The 18,587-nt window shown below is 70.7% G+C and carries 13 protein-coding genes; 4 read left to right on the top strand and 9 right to left on the bottom strand.

All coding sequences use genetic code 11. From position 1 onward, the window contains the following. Positions 1-28: 28 nt before the first annotated feature. Both ACWCPY_RS17300 and ACWCPY_RS17295 read right to left on the bottom strand, forming a co-directional pair. Entirely contained in the window at positions 29-1,798 is a 1,770-nt protein-coding gene (locus ACWCPY_RS17300; protein ID WP_451265755.1) for a BCCT family transporter, read from the bottom strand. 132 nt (positions 1,799-1,930) lie between these two features. Continuing rightward, positions 1,931-3,925 carry a Xaa-Pro dipeptidyl-peptidase gene (locus tag ACWCPY_RS17295; protein ID WP_451265753.1) on the bottom strand — a complete coding sequence of 665 codons (1,995 nt, stop codon included), beginning with the start codon at positions 3,923-3,925 and terminating at the stop codon, positions 1,931-1,933. A gap of 212 nt (positions 3,926-4,137) precedes the next feature. On the opposite strand from ACWCPY_RS17295, the gene ACWCPY_RS17290 reads away from it, so the two are divergent. After that, positions 4,138-5,631, top strand: a complete 1,494-nt coding sequence (locus ACWCPY_RS17290) for a M1 family metallopeptidase (RefSeq protein ID WP_451265751.1) — start codon at positions 4,138-4,140, stop codon at positions 5,629-5,631. 147 nt (positions 5,632-5,778) lie between these two features. Then, positions 5,779-6,828 (top strand): LacI family DNA-binding transcriptional regulator, encoded by a 1,050-nt coding sequence (locus tag ACWCPY_RS17285; protein WP_451265749.1) that lies wholly within the window; start codon positions 5,779-5,781, stop codon positions 6,826-6,828. On the opposite strand, the gene ACWCPY_RS17280 is transcribed toward ACWCPY_RS17285, so the two are convergent. Beyond that, positions 6,791-7,708, bottom strand: coding sequence for an oxygenase MpaB family protein (locus ACWCPY_RS17280; protein ID WP_451265747.1), 918 nt, complete (start codon positions 7,706-7,708; stop codon positions 6,791-6,793). The two genes, ACWCPY_RS17285 and ACWCPY_RS17280, sit on opposite strands and share 38 nt — an antisense overlap. Before the next feature lie 294 nt (positions 7,709-8,002). On the opposite strand from ACWCPY_RS17280, the gene ACWCPY_RS17275 reads away from it, so the two are divergent. Next, positions 8,003-8,977: an oxygenase MpaB family protein gene (locus ACWCPY_RS17275; protein ID WP_451265745.1), complete on the top strand. Its 975-nt coding sequence runs from the start codon at positions 8,003-8,005 to the stop codon at positions 8,975-8,977. Here ACWCPY_RS17275 and ACWCPY_RS17270 read toward each other — a convergent pair. The 4 genes from ACWCPY_RS17270 to ACWCPY_RS17255 all read right to left on the bottom strand — a co-directional run bounded on the left by ACWCPY_RS17270 (position 8,895) and on the right by ACWCPY_RS17255 (position 14,259). Further along, a complete protein-coding gene (locus tag ACWCPY_RS17270; RefSeq protein ID WP_451265743.1) occupies positions 8,895-9,527 on the bottom strand; it encodes a TetR/AcrR family transcriptional regulator in 633 nt (210 codons plus the stop codon). The genes ACWCPY_RS17275 and ACWCPY_RS17270 overlap by 83 nt on opposite strands. Before the next feature lie 181 nt (positions 9,528-9,708). Continuing rightward, positions 9,709-12,399, bottom strand: a complete 2,691-nt coding sequence (locus ACWCPY_RS17265) for a M4 family metallopeptidase (RefSeq protein ID WP_451265741.1) — start codon at positions 12,397-12,399, stop codon at positions 9,709-9,711. Between the two features lie 131 nt (positions 12,400-12,530). Continuing rightward, positions 12,531-13,637, bottom strand: a complete 1,107-nt coding sequence (locus ACWCPY_RS17260; RefSeq protein WP_451265739.1) for a helix-turn-helix transcriptional regulator — start codon at positions 13,635-13,637, stop codon at positions 12,531-12,533. A 145-nt stretch (positions 13,638-13,782) separates the two neighbouring features. Next, the gene (locus tag ACWCPY_RS17255; protein WP_451265737.1) at positions 13,783-14,259 is read right to left on the bottom strand and encodes a macro domain-containing protein; all 477 of its coding nucleotides are present in this window, start codon (positions 14,257-14,259) and stop codon (positions 13,783-13,785) included. A gap of 127 nt (positions 14,260-14,386) precedes the next feature. Here ACWCPY_RS17255 and ACWCPY_RS17250 point away from each other — a divergent pair, with 127 nt between their 5' ends. Then, positions 14,387-15,118: a MerR family transcriptional regulator gene (locus tag ACWCPY_RS17250; protein ID WP_451265735.1), complete on the top strand. Its 732-nt coding sequence runs from the start codon at positions 14,387-14,389 to the stop codon at positions 15,116-15,118. 34 nt (positions 15,119-15,152) lie between these two features. Here the strand turns inward: ACWCPY_RS17250 and ACWCPY_RS17245 are convergent, their stop codons facing one another. Then, positions 15,153-17,324, bottom strand: a complete 2,172-nt coding sequence (locus ACWCPY_RS17245) for a 3-hydroxyacyl-CoA dehydrogenase NAD-binding domain-containing protein (RefSeq protein WP_451265733.1) — start codon at positions 17,322-17,324, stop codon at positions 15,153-15,155. 37 nt (positions 17,325-17,361) lie between these two features. Further along, positions 17,362-18,576: an acetyl-CoA C-acetyltransferase gene (locus ACWCPY_RS17240; protein WP_451265731.1), complete on the bottom strand. Its 1,215-nt coding sequence runs from the start codon at positions 18,574-18,576 to the stop codon at positions 17,362-17,364. Positions 18,577-18,587: the final 11 nt, after the last annotated feature.

Here is an 18,587-nt window from a genome sequence, read left to right as displayed (position 1 = left end):
GTCGTACCGGGGCCGGGCAGGAGCGTCCTCAGCCGTCGCCCGGAGGACCCGTCGGGCCGGAGGTGCCCGGTCGCGGGTCGTGGCCCCCGTGGAGTCCGGTGGTGACCTCGCTGCCGCCCGGACCGATCCGGATCTCGAAGTCGCCGGCGTACTTCGCGTGCCCCTCGATGACCGCGGACTCGACCGCTTCGACGCCGAACTCGCGCCGTACGATCAGCGGGTCCTGGCGCAGGTCCCGCACCAGTGCCACGCACATGCCGATCATGACGAGGGTGAACGGCGCGGCGACCAGGATCGTCAGGTTCTGGAGTCCGGCGAGCGCGTCGCCCTTGCCGTTGCCGATGAGCAGCATGATCGCGGCCACGGCGCCGGTGACCACGCCCCAGAAGACGACGACCCACCTGGCCGGTTCGAGGACGCCCTTCTGGGAGAGCGTGCCCATCACGATGGAGGCGGCGTCGGCACCCGAGACGAAGAAGATGCCGACCAGGATCATCACCAGCAGGCTCATCACCGTGGGAATCGGGAACTGCTGGAGCACTCCGAAGAGCTGCGCCTCCTGGGTGACGGCCTTGCCGAGCCTGCCGGCCTCCTGCAGATCGATCGCCGTACCGCCGAAGATCGCGAACCAGACCAGGCTGACCGCGCTGGGCACCAGGATGACCCCGCCGATGAACTGCCGGATCGTCCGGCCGCGGCTGATCCGGGCGATGAACATGCCGACGAAGGGCGTCCAGGAGATCCACCAGGCCCAGTAGAAGACGGTCCAGTTGCCGAGCCACTCGGCCACCTCGCCCTTGCCGGTCGCCTCGGTGCGGCCGGCGAGCTGGGCGAGGTTGCCGAAGTAGGCGGCGATCGAGGTGGGCAGCAGGTCGAGCACGATGATGGTGGGGCCGGCGACGAAGACGAAGAGGGCGAGGACCAGGGCGAGCACCATGTTGGTGTTGGAGAGCCACTGGATGCCCTTCTCCACACCGGAGACCGCCGAGGCGACGAAGGCCACGGTCAGTGCGGCGATGATCAGGACCAGGAGCCCGGTGCCGGTCTTCTCCTTCCAGTGCAGTTCGTGGAAGCCGCTGCCGATCTGGAGGGCGCCCAGTCCCAGTGACGCGGCGGAGCCGAAGAGGGTCGCGAAGATGGCGAGGATGTCGATCAGCCGCCCGAGACCACCGTGGGCCCGCCGGGATCCGATGAGCGGCTCGAAGACGGCGCTGACCGTCTGCCTTCTGCGGCGCCGGAAGGTGCTGTACGCGATGGCCAGGCCGACGACGGCGTAGATCGCCCAGGGGTGCAGCGTCCAGTGGAACAGGGTGGTGGCCATCGCCGTCTGCATCGCCTCGGCGGCGTCGGCCGGGTGGGTGCCGGGCGGCGGGTTGGTGAAGTGGGCCAGCGGCTCGCTGACCCCGTAGAACATCAGGCCGATGCCCATGCCGGCGCTGAACATCATGGCGACCCAGGACACGGTCCTGAACTCCGGCTCCTCCCCCTCCTGGCCGAGGGAGATCTTGCCGTAGCGGCTGACGGCGAGCCAGAGAGCGAAGACGACGAAGCCGGAGGCGGCGAGCATGAAGGCCCAACCGCCGTTGTGGATCAGCCCGTTGAGCATGGAGCTGGAGATGTCCTGCAGCGAGTCGGTGGCGGTGGCTCCCCAGACCACGAAGGCCAGGGTGAGGACGGCGGTGACGCCGAACACCACCCGGTCCGTCGTGGGGTGCCGGTTCCGGTCCGGGTCGCCGGGGAGGTCCGCCGTCACCGGCAGCTCGCCCCGGCCACCCGTTCTCTGTTCGTCCTGCGACACGAAGGGCACCTTTCACGGAAGCAGACATTTCGCTCTCCGTAGGCAGTACCACACGCAGCGCTCCCCTCCGGGGATCAACAAGCGGTGCGAAGGGCCCCTCTCAGGAAGGGCCCTTCGCGGTCGGGCGAGCCGTTACGGTCGGACGCCACCCGGTACACGGGCGGCGGGCCGCGGCGGCGTCACGCCCCGGACGGCGTCCGCCCGGGACACGGCGGTCGCGGACGCGGAACCCGTGGTGGCCCGGACGAAGGCGCCGGCGCCACCGACGAACGGCAGCTTCGCGGAGGTCCGGGCCAGGTCGAGAGTGAGCGTGGGGGTGGAGTCCGGCGGGTCGATGAGGTCGCGGTCGGTGCCGGCGACGATGAGGGCCAGGCGGTGTCCGGCCGGGACGACATGGTCGGTGGCCGCCAGGTCGATGGTGAGGGTGACGGCCCGGCCGGGGACGAGCGGGCGGCCCTTCCCGGGGGAGGCGTACGTACCGAGGTCGGCCCAGCCGCGGCTGACCACGGTCCGGTCGACGGTGGTGGTCCGGGCCCTGGTCTCCTTGAAGCAGGAGCTGTCCCCCGTGGTGCTCGCGCCCCAGCAGCTGCGGGTGGTGAGGGTGGTGATGCCCTCCCCGGACGAGCCGTAGTCGCGGATGGTGTCGGGGCCGATGTCCACGAGGACCGCGGAGAGGTGGGCGGTCGAGGTGGTCGGGGTGGCGGTGACGGTCACCGCGGAGGATCCGGAGAGCCTGAGGTCGGCGGTGAGCGGCGCGGTGCGGAACCCAGCCTTGGCGCTCGTGGTCCGGTCCAGGTCGGCGGCCCACTCCGTCTCGCTCTGGGCCGGGTCGTCGGTGAACGTCTCGGTGGCACCGGGGCGGGCCGTCCGCAGGGACAGGGTGCCGACGCCCGGCGCGCTCCCGGCACCGGGGCGCACGGTGGTGGCGTGGGTGGTGCGGGGCGGCCAGACCCGGTCGGTGGACCACTGGTCGGGGTGGCGTTCGATGTCGGCCATCGGTTCGCGGTCGATGCCGTTGTCGTAGCCGAGGAGGTAGTGGTCGAACCAGCGGTGCAGCGTGTCGACCCATTCGGCGCGCCGGTAGTCGAACGGGTCGACGTGGCCGGTCTGGGAGAGCCAGATCTTGCGCTCCACGCCCCGGTCGGCGAGCGCGTCCCACCACTGGCCGAGGTGCTTGGTGCGGACGTTGAGGTCCTGCATGCCGTGGACGGCGAAGACGCTGGCGCGCACCTTGCGGGCGTCCTTCACGTAGTCGCGTCCGCTCCAGAGCTTCGTCCAGTCGCCGGTGCGCGGCGCCCCGTCGACGAGCCGCTGCTGGACGGCGGCGCAGCGTCCGCGCGCCTCCGGGCTCTCCACGTAGTCGGAGAGCCATTCGGGGCCGCTGTCGTAGAGCGGCGCTCCCTGGGCGAAGTAGTAGTCGTACCAGGAGGAGATGGCGCCGATGGGCACGATGGTCCGCAGCCCGTCCACACCGGTCGCGGCGACACCGTTGGCGATCGTGCCGTCGTAGCTCTTGCCGATCATTCCGGTGCGGCCGTTGGACCAGCCGGCCCTGGCGCGGGCGTTGCCGGTGCGGGTGGTGTAGCCGCGGGCGCGTCCGTTCAGCCAGTCGATCACGGCCTTGGCGGACTGCACGTCCGAGCGGCCTCCGACATCGACGCAGCCGTCTGAGCGATTGGTACCGGCCAGATCGACGGCGACGAAGGCGTAGCCGCGCGGCACGAAGTAGTTGTCGTAGTGGAGCGGGAACTGGACGGGCCGGCCATCGGCGTCATACGTCTTGAGCTGGCTCTCGTTGCCACGCCCGCAGCAGGAATAGTACGGGCTGGCGTCCATGATCACGGGGATCTTCCGGCCCTGCCCCGCGGGTTCGCGCGGCCTGACGATGTCGACGGCGACGCGGTCGCTCCGCCCGTCCTCGTCGCCGTCCAGTCCGGTGTCGACCCAGACCGATTCGCGGACGGCGTTCTCGTACGAGTAGACGGGTCTGCTCTGTGCCGGCCGCTCCTTCCCGGGGCTCGCGCCCTGTGCGCCTGCCGGTGACAGCAGGACGGCCGTCAGGGCGGCGACGGCCGCCACCACCAGCGATCTGTACCTCGGACGGGGGCCTCGCGCACGATTCGGCATGGGCGGAAGGTACCCCGGTCAACTCCGCGGCGACAGAGGGCGATCAGTGGCGCATACGGCGTGATCATGGCGCGAAATCGTACTGCCGCGGTGGCGGCCGAATGGCGATCGTGTGACAGCTGCGGCCATGGACACGACTGATGCCGTGGTCGCTGAATAGTGTCGACGTGACGGTTCGAAAGATCATTCGCCCCGACCACTTGGAGCATTCCGTGCACCGCAGACTCATCGTCCCGAGCGCACTCGCGGCCTCCCTGCTGCTGGCGATCCCGGCCTCGGCCGCCGAAGGCACCGTGGGCGCCCCGGGCATCGGCGACCCCTACTACCCGGCCAGCGGCAACGGCGGCTACGACGTGTCCCACTACGACCTGCGGCTGAAGTACCAGCCCTCGACCGATCTGCTGGAGGGCACGGCGACGATCCTCGCCACGACCACCCAGGAACTCTCCCGCTTCGACCTGGACTTCGGGCTGGACGTCTCCGAGGTGCGGGTGAACGGCAAGAAGGCCGGCCATGTGAAGAACGGCGAGCAGGAGCTGGAGATCACCCCGGCGGCCCCGCTGGCGAAGGGCAGGGCGATCTCGGTGGTCGTGCGGTACGCCGGGAAGCCCTCCGAGGTGAAGATCAACGGCTGGACCTCATGGGTCCGCACCCCCGACGGCGCGGTGGCCGCCCAGGAGCCGGAGTCGGCCGCGTGGTGGTTCCCCAGCAACGACCACCCGCTGGACAAGGCGACGTACGACATCTCCGTGTCCGTCCCGGACGGCACCCAGGCGATCAGCAACGGCACGCTGCAGTCGCAGAGTTCGAAGCTCGGCTGGACCCGCTTCAACTGGCGCTCCAGCAAGCCGCAGGCGACGTATCTGACGACGCTGGCGGTCGGGAGGTTCGACATCACCACCGACACCACGTCGGACGGGCTACCGGTCGTCAACGCGTACAGCAAGGACCTCGGCGCCAACGCCGGAGCGGCGCGGGCCAGCATCGAGCGGAGCGCCGAGGTCGCCGAGTGGCTGACGGAGGTCTTCGGGCCATACCCCTTCGACGCGCTGGGCGGATACTCCCCCAATGTGACGAGCGGCTTCGCGCTGGAGACCCAGACCCGGCCGTTCTACAGCCCGAAGCAGTTCGCGAACGGTGCGAACGTCTCGGTCGTCGTCCATGAGCTGGCGCACCAGTGGTACGGCGACAGTGTGTCCCTCAAGGGCTGGAAGGACATCTGGATCAACGAGGGCTTCGCCCGCTACAGCCAGTGGCTGTGGTCGGAGAAGGAGGGCGAGGGAACCGCGCAGGAGCTGGCGGACTACACCTACGCGCTGCACCCCGCGGACGACGCCTTCTGGACGGTGAAGCCCGGAGACCCGGGCCCCGACGACCAGTTCGACGCGGCCGTCTACGACCGGGGCGCGCTGGCGCTCCAGGCGCTGCGCGACGAGCTGGGCGACGAGACGTTCTTCGCGCTGCTGAAGGGCTGGCCCGCGGAGCACGCGTACGGGAACGCCGGCGTGAGCGACTTCGTCGCCTATGCGGAGCGGGTCTCGGGCAAGCCGCTCGCCGCCTTCTTCGACACCTGGCTGTTCCAGCCGACGCGGCCCGAGGCCCCTGCGGCAGCCGGGACACACGCCCTGCACGCCACCGGGCAGCCCGCGCGGCCCGCCTCCTGGAAGAAGATCGCCGCGACGGACTCCGTGCACGACCACCGCTGACGGGCCCGGGCACCGCTGCCCCTTTCCCCTGGTGGGGGCGGTGGTTCCCGGCGGCGGGCCGGCGGCGCCGGTTAGGCTGATGGCGTCGGTGCTGTCCGGCCGGCCCGGCCGTCTCCGGCCCGATCCCGCGTGTACGAGGAGCGTCCCTTGCCCGGTCCGTCCCACGATTCCGTTCGTGACGCCCGCCCCACGCTGGAGGCCGTGGCGGCCCGTGCCGGGGTCTCCCGGGCGACCGTCTCCCGGGTGGTGAACGGCGGGGCGGGGGTGCGCAAGCCGCTCGTGGACCAGGTGCGCAAGGCGGTCGAGGAGCTCGGATACGTGCCGAACCATGCCGCCCGGACCCTGGTCACCCGGCGCAACGGCGCGGTCGCCGTGATCATCGACGAGCCGGAGTTCCGGATCTTCTCCGACCCGTTCTTCTCCCAGCAGATCCGTGGCATCAGCCGGGAACTGACCCTTCACGACTCCCAGTTGGTCCTGCTCCTGGTGGAGGGAAGGGGAGACTTCGACCGGGTCGCCCGCTATCTGGCCGGCGGCCATGTGGACGGGGTGCTGGCCTTCTCGCTGCACACCGACGACGAACTCCCCGCGATCATCCGCAGGTTCCGGGTACCCACGGTCTACGGCGGCCGTCCGGGCCGGCCCGGCGCCGCGTCGGAACCGGCCGTCCCGTACGTCGACTGCGACAACCGGGGCGGCGCGGCCGAGGCCGTACGCCATCTCGTCGCCCTGGGCCGGCGGCGGATCGCGCACATCGCCGGGCCGCGCGACCAGACCTCGGCCCTCGACCGCATCGACGGCTACCGCGATGTGCTGCCCGACGCCGATCCGGCCCTGCTGGCGGACGGGGACTTCACCGTCGAGGGCGGCGCGCGGGCAATGGCGGAGCTGCTCGACCGCCACCCCGGTCTCGACGCGGTCTTCGCCGCCAACGACCTGATGGCGTCGGGCGCCCTGCGGGTGCTGCGCGAGCGCGGGCGCGGGGTGCCGGACGAGGTGGCCCTGGTCGGCTTCGACGACATGGTGTCGATAGCCGAGGCCACCGAGCCCGCTCTGACGACGGTCCGTCAGGACGTGGAAGGAATGGGCCGGTTGATGGTAAGGATGCTGATGAACCGCCTCAACGGCGAGGCCGGGGGCGACGAGCAGGAACCGGTGATCACGCCGACCGAGCTGGTCCGCCGGGCTTCCGCCTGAGCCCTCCCCCGCTCCGGAGGCCCTGCCGGTGGGCCGCCCGCGCCCTGCGCGCGTACGGCAGATAGCGCAGCCGCTCGGGGAGCACCGGCACCACACGCCGCACCACCCCGCAGAACCGCCGCAGTGCGCGCTCCTGCTCGTCCGTCCACTCCAGCCCGATCGCCTCGCGTGCCTCCGGCGGCATCAGCCCGACGGTGACGAACCGCCGGAACCGGGCCAGGGGCGGGAACAGCACCGGCCACAACACCCTCAGCAGCAGCCGGAGCGGCAGCGGCCCGCGGTCCGGCGGAGGCACGGGACGATCGGTGGCGATCAGGTCCTCGACGACCGCGGTCGCCTCGATCTCCTCGGCGAGCACCTTGCGGAAGTACGGCCAGAACTCCTCGATCGTCTGCGGCATGTCCCGGTCGTGGATGCCGAGGATCCGGCCGACCTGGAGCCACTCCCGGTACAGCGCCCGCTCCTGCGCAGCGGTGAGCGGGCGCACGAGATAGCGCGCGGCGTGCTGGTAGACCGGGAAGCCGGTGGCGTGCACCCACGCGTAGTTCGCGGGCGACAGCGCGTGGTAGCGGCGTCCCCGGGTGTCGGTGCCCTGGATGGTGCGGTGCAGGCGGCGCAGCCGGCGCCCCTCCTCGGCCGCCTCCTCGCCCCCGTACACCCAGAGCTGGAGCGAGCGCAGGGATCTCTCGCCGCGTCCCCAGGGGTCCGTGCGGAAGACGGAGTGCTCGTCGACGCCGGCACCGACCGCCGGGTGGGCGACCTGGAGGGTGAGCGCGGCAGGCAGCATCAGCAGGGCCCGGATGTCGCCCGAAAGGCTCCAGAGCACACCGCCGGGCGGCGGCGGTACGGGGTCGGCGCCCCTGGCCGGTCCGCTGTTCATGGCTGCTCCCGACGGTCGGCGGGCGCACGGCCCGGCGCCCGGCCCCCTGTGTGATCCAGTATGCGAGCGCTTGGGAAGTCATGCGCACCGGCCCCCCGCGGCACCCCGACGCATGCCCGGTCGTCCGCGGTGTTGACGGAACTCGTGAAACAAGTCGATAGTATTTGTAACTTTGACTCCCGGGCCGGGCGGTCCTTCATATTCCTTGAATGGAAGGCGAGTTGGTCCGTCGCGCAGCGACAACCCGCAGGAGCGGCCCCGCAGGGAGTCGGCACCCGGACAGGAGGGCGCACCATGGGCCGATACAGCCGCCTGCACGAGATACGCCGGATGGATCCGGCGCGCGACTACGCCGAGATCCTTCGGCTGATCTCTCAGTACGAGTTCCCCTGGGACTACCGGCAGGGGGTGAGTGTCGCTTTCCTCCGGGACTACGGCGTGCCCCGGATCTCCGTGCTCCTCGACCGGACCCAGGAGTTCGAACGGGCCGGGCAGAAGCGGTACGACGACACGGTGCTGATCGGGTACGAGATGGCCGCCGACGGCTTCGACTCGGAGCGCGGGCGGGCGGCCGCGCGTCATCTCAACCGGATCCACGGCAAGTACAGGATCCCGGACGACGACTTCCGCTATGTCCTCGCGACCACGGTCGTGGGGCCGAAGCGCTGGATCGACCGGTTCGGCTGGCGTCCCCTGTGCGCCCAGGAGGTCCAGGCGCTGGTGGAGGCCGGCCGCAAGACGGCGGCGATGATGGGCATCGAGGGGGCGCCCGACACCTATGAGGGGTTCGAGCGGTTTCTCGACTCCTACGAGGAGCGGATGTTCGCGTACGACCCGGCGAACCGGCGGGTCGCGAACGCCACGTTCCGCGTGATCGCGAGCTGGTATCCGCGCCCGTTACGGCCTCTGGTGGCGAGATTCGCCCTCGGACTGCTGGACGAGCCGCTGCTGGCGGCGCTGGGCTTCAGGCCGCAGCCGCGGTGGGTGCGGGCCTCGGCGTCGGCGGCCCTGCGCCTGCGGGCACAGTGTGTCCGCAGGCTGCCGGCCCGGCCACGCAGATTTCCCGCGCGCCCGCGGCCCCGTTCGTACCCCTTCGGCTGGCGGCTCGACGACCTCGGACCGAACTGGGCCCGCAGCCGCCCCGTGGAACCCCTGCCCGACGAGAGGGACGGCCACGCCGGTGGAGCTACCCGGCAGCGAGCAGCGGCACCAGATAGCGGCGGGCGAACTCCCGCACCTGGGTGTCGTCGTCCAGCTCGAAACAGCTGACGGGGTTGAGGAGGAAGGAGACGGTGATCCGCACCATCAGTTCGGCGACCGGAGTCGGGTCGCTCGCCGGCCGGCCCTCCGCGCGCCGGGCGTCACGGAGCCGGTCGGCCAGGTAGTCGCGGATGGCGAGGAAGGCCGGTCCGCTCTCCAGGGTCAGGAACGGCAGCATCGTCTCGGGCTCCAGCCTCAGCAGACCTCCGACGAGCGGATGCTCGCGGATGTGCCGGAGCACCGCGGCGAAGCCCTCGACCAGCCGGTCCTCCGTCGTGGGCAGCGCGGCCACGGCCTCGTCGACCTCCACGACGAAGCGACGGTACTCGCGCAGCAGACACGCGGAGACGAGGCTGTCCTTGTTGCCGATCCGGCGGTACACGGTCACTCGCGAGACCCTGGCGCGTTTGGCGACGTCGTCGACGGTGGAGCGGCGCAGCCCGAAGGTCATGAACTGCTCGCGCGCGGCGTCCAGGATCTGCTCGCTGAGCGCGTCGGAGGGCGGCGTCGCGCGGAGCGCCAGGGCCAGCCGTGTCTCGTCGGTGCTCCGTGCCGTCATGGACCCTCTCCCGTTCCGCCGCGTCCACCCCACCATAGGAGTCGATACGGAGTGACTCACCCCGTATCTCTGTATCTCCGCATCCGCTCTCTGTTTCTCCGCATCCGCGTCTCCGCTTCGACATGGGCAGGGGCGCCCACCTGACTGCGGTGGGCGCCCCTGCCTTCGATGCGGTGGGGTACTACTCGCAGGTCCCTGCGAACGTCTTGCGGGTCACCACATCGGTGGCCGCCGCGGTCGTGTCCAGCCAGGCGACGCGCTGGCCGTCACCGAGGGACGGGGCCAGCTGGGAGCCGGAGGAGCAGGAGACGCGGGTGAAGCTGTCGAGGCCCGCCAGCACATCGGCGGTCTTGGAGACCTTCACCTTCGTCGGCCCGCTCCAGGAGCCGAGCGCGCCCCAGAAGTCGTACGTGGAGTAGGCGAAGTACTCGTCGTTGACCGAGAACTGGGCGAGGTAGGTGCTCGACGGGTAGCGCAGCGTCGCGGCCCCGGACAGGTCGTCGAGCGGGGCGGACACGAACTTCGAGGACGGGATCAGGAAGCCGCCCGTCTCGCGCCAGAAGACATGGTCCGAGGTCAGCTGGATGTCCGAGACGTAGTTGAAGAGGAAGCCGGCGATCCGCTTGGTCTGTGTGGTGCCCTTCGCGATGTCGTGGACGTAGACGTATGTGCCGTCGCCGCCGGCCCAGGCGATCCGGCCGTTCTTCATGGCGAGGTGACTGGCCTTGGTACCGGCCTCCGGGGTCACGTTGACCGTGGTGCCGTCGGCCTTGCGGAGCATGACGTCCTGCTCACCGTCCGCGGTGGTGCTGATGTAGGCGAGCGCGCCGTTCTCGGTCACCGGCTCGGTCTCGTCCGCGTCCGGGCGGTCGACCAGCTTCTTGATCGCGCCCTGGCCCTTGTCACCGGCCCGGTAGATGCCGATGCCGTCGGCGGTGATCCGGGTGAAGACGATGCGGTCGTCGTCCAGGGAGGGGTCGAGCAGATAGGCGTCCTTCTGGGCCAGTTCGTGCTTCGGCTTCTTGCTGAAGCGGCCCACGGTGATACCGAAGGCGGCGCTGCCCTGGTCCCAGGCGATGGCGTCGCCGTGGCTGATGGCGTAGACGTCGCCGTTGATCTGCGCGGCCTGCTCGTCGACCCCGCTGTAGACCTCGTAGGCGGGCAGGACGTCGGCGCCGATGGTCGTGCCGTCGTGCGTACCGCCCTTCTTCTCCCAGCCGGTCTCGATGCCGTGGTCGTCGAAGGCCTTGGTGATGACGGCCAGATCGGCCTTCGAGACGTCCAGGGACTTGGCCGCGAGGACGACCGCGTTGCGCATGTCGGTGAAGCCGGACAGTGGGGTGAGGTAGTTCTGCGCGGACCGGTAGACGATCTTGTCGGCGAGCTTGCTGTCGAGGTTCTTGCGCATGTCCCACAGCGCGCCGCCGACGATGGTGGAGTTGTAGTGCACTCCGCCGTTGTCGATGTCGAGCGTGATGGGCTCGTAGTCCTTCTGCGCGTTGCGCCCGTCGTTCAGGTCGCGCAGGGCGCACTCCTCCAGCGGCTTGGTGCCGTTGCAGAGGTACTCCCCGACGAGGCCGGACGTCGGGTCGCTCATCGCGACGCCCTTGTCGGCGGTCTCCATGGCGTTGCCGAAGTAGTCGGATATCGCCTCGTTGAGCGCGCCCGACTGGTTGAGGTAGACGAGCCCGGCGGAGTGCTCGGTGACGCCGTGCGTCATCTCGTGGCCGACGACGTCCAGGCCGACGGACAGCGGTACGCCGTCCATGTGGCCGTAGACCATCTTGGAGCCGTCCCAGAAGGCGTTGGCGTAGTCCTTGCCGTTCGCGGCGACGTTGACGACGGAGTAGATCGTGCCGCCCTTGCCGTCGACACCGTCGCGGCCGATCTGGTTCTTGTAGTACTCGTACACCTTCGCCGCGTTCAGGTGCGCGTCGACCGCGCCCGACGAGGTGTTGGCGCCGTCGAAACGGTCGCTCGCCGATGTGCCCAGCCGGATGTCGTCGGTGACCGGGCCGCCCGCGACAGCCGTGTACTCCTTGCGGTTCGCGTCGTACGTACGGATCTGGCCGCCGGTCTGCGGGTACATGGCGCGCGTGGAGTCGACGAGCGTGTACGCGCCGTCCGGCTCCTTGTTGACGTCCAGCTTCGCCTCGGTGCCGTCGACGCGTACGCCCGTCCCCTGCGCGGGCGACGCGTCGGCCGCGTCGATGTTGTTGTACGAGAGCGCGATGCCCCCCACCCGCGCGTCGACGTAGACCTCCTGGCGCACCGGGCTGCCGTTCGCCCTGCCGCCGGTGACCGTGAAGTGCCAGGCCAGCCTGCCGCCCTGGGCGTCGGGCAGCACGGACAGGCCGTGCGCCTCGGTCTTCGCGCCCAGCACGCCGGACAGGCCGCGGTCGAGCGTGAACATCCGCTGCTTCGCGGTGGCTTCGCTCAGCTTCGGCGTGGTGGAGACCGTGAGGTCCGTGTAGAGCGTGCCGGTCGCGGAGGTGACCTGCTGGCCGCCGTCCGCCGCCTGGGTCTGCACCGCGTACTCGGCGCCGAAGACCGGGACGCCGTCGTGCTTCTGCTGGAAGCGCACCGAGGACTGCTTGCCGTCCTTGGTGGTCCTCACCGTCTTCAGGTCGGAGACCGGAACCCTGTACGTGTCCTCGTGGGCCTTGATGTGGGCCCGGGCGGCCTCGGCCGGGGTGCCCTCGCGGGCGGTCTTGTCCAGGCCCTGCGTCATCGCCGGGGCGACACCCACCGGGTCCGTCGTCTGCGCCGCGGCGGTGTCGTCCGCCCAGGCCGGCGCGGCCAGCAGCGTCGCGCCGGTCGCGGCGGCGACCACGCCGGTCGCCAGCATCCGCAGCACGCTCGTTCGTCTCACGGGACCTCCCCATCGCACACCTGCGCCCGGGCCGTCGGGGCCCCGGGCGTTGACGTGCTGATCGTTCGCCATGGGAGGTTGCGTGAACAAGGGATGGAGCTGGCGCGAAAGTGCCGTGGCGTAATTGCGCCTCAGGAGTTCTCGGCGACAGGCGAGTTGTCCGAAATATCGGGCAGCCATCCGGCGCGTGCGGCGTACCAGCCGAGCTGGAAGCGGGTCGCCGCACCCACTTCGTCCATCAGCGCGTGCAGCCGCCGCTGGACGGTGCGATGGCCCATGCCCAGCTGGCGGGCTATGGCCGCGTCGGTCAGGCCGACGTGGAGGAGGGACACGATCTGCCGGTCGATCGCCGCGACCGGGGTCTCGTGTTCCTCCTCCGTACCGGAGACACTCAGCCGCCAGCCCTTGTCGAAGTGCTCCTCGAAGAGCGAGACCAGAGCGGTGAGCAGCCCCGTCCGGTGCACGACGAGCGCCACCGGCTCCGCCTCGCGCTCGGGGTGCAGGGGCAGCAGGGCGACGCGGCGGTCTACGATGGCGAGCTTGATCGGCAGCCGGTCCGTGACGGATATGTGCTGGCCCTGGGCGACGCAGGAGGCCAGCACGGCCGCGGTCGCCGGATGCTCCAGCCATTCGCGTTCGACGACACTGCGCACGGTCACCCCGCGCCGCATCATCTCGGAGTCGACCTCTTCGTGGTTGTCCGCGAAGCTGAGCACCGCGGGCACATGCCTGGCCGGCACCAGGGTGCAGACCTCGCTCCTGGCCTGGCGCTGCATGGTCAGCAGGCGCCGCCGGATCGCCGCCGGACCGGACAGCACCTCCACCGGCGCGCCCGAGGCGTGCGACTGCGCGGCGCGGTGGCGTTCGGTGAGGTCCCCCACCAGTGACTCGACCCGGTGCAGCGCGGACCGGCGGGCTTCCAGGAGCGGCCCCAGCGCGAGGACGGGCGAGGCGGCCCGGTAGCGGACGGTGCCGTCGGCCTCCGGCCGCGCGGCACTGGCGAGCCCGCGATCGACGAGCGAGCCGAGGACACGCGTCACCGCCGAGCCGTCCAACGGGCCCATGAGCGCGTCCGGTTCGCTGTCGGGACGGTCCACCAGCAGGCGGTAGACCGCGTCCTCGTCCGCCCCGAGGCCGAGCAGGGTCAGCAGGGACCCGTCCACCGGGTCGCCCGGCGCGACGGCATCGGGACGTCCGGGCTCTTCGCGCCCCGCCTCGGCACCCTCCACCGGACCCACCCCTCTTCCTGCCGCCCGTCGGCCGGGGTCAGGTTATCCGGCGGATTTCCGCAGGCGAGGCCCCCGGGCGCCCGGACAGACCGCCGGGGCCTCTCGTCCGGATCGTGCCGGGCTCGCGGGACCCGGCCCGCTCCGAACGAAAGACCTAGCCGAAGTCGTACACCGTCACCGGTATGCCACGGCCGGTCAGCTGCTTCTCGATCAAGGGCTCGATCCGGGACCACTTCCCGCCCGCGAGCCCGCAGCCGATCCGCGGCATGTGGACCGAGGCCCCCAGCTCGCGGGCCCGTCCGGCCACCGCGTCCAGCCCCGTGTCGATCGCCTCGTAACGCACCGGGACCCCGTTGCTGCCCGTGCGCATCCCCCGCTGGCCCACCATGTTCGCCACCCAGATGTACGGGCTCACCTGCACGAACTGCACCGCGCCGAGGGCGAAGCCGTTGTCCGCGCGCTCCCGGTGCCACCGGCGGTAGGCCGCTTCGGGTTCGGGCCAGCGGCGCGAGAGCGCCAGGACGAATCCCTTGCCCCAGCCGCCCCGGTCGTTGCAGACGTGGACGATCAGCTTGACACCCTTGCCGTGGGGCGCCGTCGCGTCCCCCTGTACGTACATGATCTCGGACATGGCATCAGGCTAGGCGGCGCCTCTGACAGTCCGGCACTTTCACATCAATGGTGAGACAGCAATACTGTTGCACCGGGGTGGATCGCGCGCGGCGGATCGCCCTCAGGGCCGGACACGAGGAGCAGACATGGCGACCGGGGCCGAGGAACCTACGCTCACCGTCGACGAGCTGGCGGCACGCGCAGGAGTGACCGTGCGTACGGTGCGTTTCTACAGCACCCGCGGACTGCTGCCGCCCCCGGTCATCGGACCGCGCCGGGTGGGGCACTACGGCCACGAGCACCTGTCCCGGCTGGCGCTCATCGAGGAGCTCCAGCACCAGGGCATGACGCTGGCGGCGATCGAACGCTATCTGGAGCAGCTGCCGCCGGACCTGAGCGCGCACGACCTGGCGATCCACCGGGCCCTGGTGGCGTCCTGGGCACCGGACTCGGCGGAGGACGCGACGCGGGCGGAGCTGGAACGGCGGGCCGGCCGGGCACTGACCGGGCAGGACATCGCGCGGCTGGCCGCGATGGGGGTGCTGGAGTGCGCGGAACCGGTCGACGGCTGCTACCGGGTGGACCCGGGGCTGCTGCGGCTCGGGGTCGAGCTGCTCGGCGTGCCGATCGCGCACGAGACGATCCTGGCCGCCCGCACGGTTCTGCTGGAGCACTCCCGGTCCGCCGCACAGGAATTGACCCGGCTGTTCCGGGACGAGGTGTGGGGTCCGTACCGGGAACGGGAGTCGGACCCCGAGCACGTGGCGGCGATGAAGTCGCTCTCGGCGCACATGCAGCCGATGGTGATCCAGGCGCTGGTGACCGCCTTCCAGCGGTCGCTGAAGGAAGAGCTGCGGGCCGCGTTCACGACGGAGTGAACGCGGCCCGCGGGGTGGGCGTCGGCCGTGGGGCTCAGTCGTGGAAGGTCTCGCCCTTCTCGGCCTTCTCCACGAGCAGCGCGGGCGGCAGGAAACGGTCGCCGTACCGCTCCGCGAGCTCCCGGGCGCGGGCGACGAAGCCGGGCAGGCCGCCCTCGTACCCGTTGATGTACTGGAGCACGCCGCCGGTCCACGGCGGGAAGCCGATGCCCATGATGGAGCCGATGTTGGCGTCGGCGACGGTGATCAGGACGTTCTCCTCCAGGCATCGGACGCTGTCCAGAGCCTCGGAGAACAGCATCCGCTCCTTCATGTCGATGAAGGGGATGTCGGTGTCCGGCTTGGTGAAGTGCTCCCGCAGGCCGGGCCAGAGGCGGGTGCGCTTGCCGGCCTCGTCGTACTCGTAGAAGCCGGCGCCGCCGCTGCGGCCCGGTCGGCCGAACTCGTCGACCATCCGGTCGATGACCGCGTCCGCGGGGTGTCCGGCCCAGGTGCCGCCGGTCTCCTCGACGGCCCGCCGGGTCTCGTTGCGGATCTTGCGGGGCAGGGTGAGCGTCAGCTCGTCCATCAGGGAGAGCACCTTGGCCGGATACCCCGACTGCGCCGCGGCCTGCTCGACGGACGCGGGCTCGACGCCCTCGCCGACCATGGCGACGCCCTCGTTGATGAACTGTCCGATGACGCGCGAGGTGAAGAAGCCGCGCGAGTCGTTGACGACGATCGGGGTCTTCTTGATCCTGCGGACCAGATCGAAGGCGCGGGCCAGGGCCTCGTCGCCGGTCCGCTCGCCCTTGATGATCTCGACCAGCGGCATCTTGTCCACGGGCGAGAAGAAGTGCAGCCCGATGAAGTCGGCCGGGCGCTCCACGCCTTCGGCGAGGACGGTGATCGGCAGGGTCGAGGTGTTGGAGCAGAGCAGCGCGTCCGGCTCGATGATGCCCTGGATCTCCTGGAACACCTTGTGCTTGAGCGCGGTGTCCTCGAAGACGGCCTCGATGACGGCGTCGCAGCCCGCCAGGTCGGCCGGGTCGCCGGTCGGGGTGATCCGGGCCAGCAGTTCGTCGCGCTCGGCCTCGGTGGTGCGGCCCCGCGAGAGCGCCTTGTCCAGGAGCTTCTCGCTGTACGCCTTGCCCTTGGCCGCGGCCTCGGTGGAGACGTCCTTGAGCACGACCTCGATGCCGGCCCGCGCACAGGAGTACGCGATGCCCGCGCCCATCATCCCGGCGCCGAGCACGGCGACCTTGTCGACCTTGCGTTCCTCGATGCCCTTGGGGCGGCTAGCACCGGAGTTGACGGCCTGGAGGTCGAAGAAGAACGCCTGGATCATGTTCTTCGCGACCTGGCCGGTGACCAGCTCGGTGAAGTAGCGGGCCTCGATGGTCAGCGCGGTCTCGAAGTCGACCTGGGAGCCCTCGACGGCGGCGGCGAGGATGTTGCGGGGCGCGGGCATCGGGGCGCCCGCGAGCTGCTTCTTCAGGTTGGACGGGAACGCCGGCAGGTTGGCGGCGAACTTCGGGTCGGACGGGGTGCCGCCGGGGATCCGGTACCCCTTGACGTCCCAGGGCTGCTGGGATTCGGGGTTGGCGTCGATGAAGGCGCGGGCCTTGTCGAGCATCTCGTCCCGGGTGGCGGCGACCTCGTGGACCAGGCCGTTCTCCAGGGCCCGCCGCGGGGTGTACTGGGTGCCCTGGAGGAGGACCTTCAGCAGCGCGTCGGCGATGCCCATGAGGCGTACGGTGCGGGTGACGCCGCCGCCGGCGGGCAGCAGGCCGAGGGTGACCTCGGGCAGGCCGATCCGCGAGCCGGGTGCGTCGAGGGCGACGCGGTGGTGCGAGGCGAGCGCGATCTCGTAGCCGCCGCCGAGCGCGGCGCCGTTGATGGCGGCGACGACGGGCTTGCCGAGGGTCTCGATGCGGCGCAGCGAGTTCTTGATGGCGGTGCCGGTGTCGAAGGCCTGCTGGGCGTTCTCGGGACCGACCTTGATCATGTCCTTGAGGTCGCCGCCCGCGAAGAAGGTCTTCTTGGCGGAGGTGTAGATGATGCCGCGGATGGAGTCCTTCTCGGCCTCGGCGCGGTCGGCGACGGCCGCGATGGAGTCCTTGAAGGCCTGGTTCATCGTGTTGGCGGACTGGTCGGGATCGTCGAGTACGAGGGTGACGACGCCGGTCTCGTCCTGTTCCCAGCGGATGGTCGTGCTCTCGGTCATTTGCTCTTCTTCTCCGTAAGTGAGGAGCCGGGGACGGTCAGAGACGCTCGATGACGGTGGCGATGCCCATGCCGCCGCCGACGCAGAGGGTGGCGAGGCCGTACCGCCGGTCGCGGCGCTCCAGTTCGTCGATGAGGGTGCCGAGGATCATCGCGCCGGTGGCGCCGAGCGGGTGGCCGAGGGCGATGGCGCCGCCGTTGACGTTGATCTTGTCGAGCGGGAGGTCCATGTCCCGGGCGAAGCGGAGCACGACTCCGGCGAACGCCTCGTTGATCTCGACGAGGTCGATGTCCTCGATGGTCAGCCCGGCCTTGGCGAGGGCCTTGCGGGTGGCGGGCGCGGGGCCGGTCAGCATGATGGTCGGCTCGGAGCCGGAGACGGCGGCGGAGACGATCCGGGCGCGCGGCGTGAGCCCGTTGCGCTCGCCGACCTCCTTGTTGCCGATCGCGACGAGCGCGGCGCCGTCGACGATGCCGGAGGAGTTGCCCGCGTGGTGGACGTGGTCGATCTTCTCGACCCAGTGGTACTTCTGCAGCGCCACGGCGTCGAAGCCGCCCATCTCGCCGATCGCGGCGAAGGAGGGCTTGAGCGCGGCGAGCGAGTCGGCGGTGGTGCCGGGCCGCATGTGCTCGTCGTGGTCGAGCACGACGAGGCCGTTGCGGTCCTTGACGGGGACGACGGAGCGCGCGAAGCGGCCTTCCTTCCACGCCTCGGCGGCACGTTCCTGGGAGAGGGCGGCGAACTCGTCGACGTCGCGGCGGGAGAAGCCCTCGATGGTGGCGATGAGGTCGGCGCCGACGCCCTGCGGGGCGAAGCCGGTCTCGAAGTTGGTCATCGGATCCATCGCCCAGGCGCCGCCGTCGGAGCCCATCGGGACCCGGGACATCGACTCGACGCCGCCCGCCAGCACCAGGTCCTCCCAGCCCGAACGGACCTTGGCGGCGGCCAGGTTGACGGCTTCCAGTCCGGAGGCACAGAAGCGGTTCTCCTGGACGCCGGCGACGGTGTCCGGGAGGCCTGCCGCGATGGCGGCGATCCGGGCGATGTCGGAGCCCTGGTCACCGAGCGGGCTGACCACGCCGAGGACGATGTCGTCGACGGCCGCCGGGTCGAGGCCGGGGAAGCGGCTGCGGAGCTCGTGGATGAGGCCGACGACGAGGTCGATCGGCTTGGTGCCGTGCAGGGCGCCATTGGCCTTGCCGCGGCCGCGAGGGGTGCGGATCGCGTCGTAGACAAACGCTTCGGTACTCAAGACAGCAGCCT

Source organism: Streptomyces sp. NPDC002403, from assembly GCF_053593015.1.
This window is presented reverse-complemented; position numbering and strand designations above follow the sequence as displayed.

Excerpts from the sequence above, each read along its gene's own strand:
- ACWCPY_RS17295 (WP_451265753.1), bottom strand. The coding sequence starts at position 3,925 with ATGCCGAATCGTGCGCGAGGCCCCCGTCCGAGGTACAGATCGCTGGTG.
- ACWCPY_RS17280 (WP_451265747.1), bottom strand. The coding sequence starts at position 7,708 with ATGAACAGCGGACCGGCCAGGGGCGCCGACCCCGTACCGCCGCCGCCC.
- ACWCPY_RS17275 (WP_451265745.1), top strand. The coding sequence starts at position 8,003 with ATGGGCCGATACAGCCGCCTGCACGAGATACGCCGGATGGATCCGGCG.
- ACWCPY_RS17270 (WP_451265743.1), bottom strand. The coding sequence starts at position 9,527 with ATGACGGCACGGAGCACCGACGAGACACGGCTGGCCCTGGCGCTCCGC.
- ACWCPY_RS17255 (WP_451265737.1), bottom strand. The coding sequence starts at position 14,259 with ATGTCCGAGATCATGTACGTACAGGGGGACGCGACGGCGCCCCACGGC.
- ACWCPY_RS17250 (WP_451265735.1), top strand. The coding sequence starts at position 14,387 with ATGGCGACCGGGGCCGAGGAACCTACGCTCACCGTCGACGAGCTGGCG.
- ACWCPY_RS17245 (WP_451265733.1), bottom strand. The coding sequence starts at position 17,324 with ATGACCGAGAGCACGACCATCCGCTGGGAACAGGACGAGACCGGCGTC.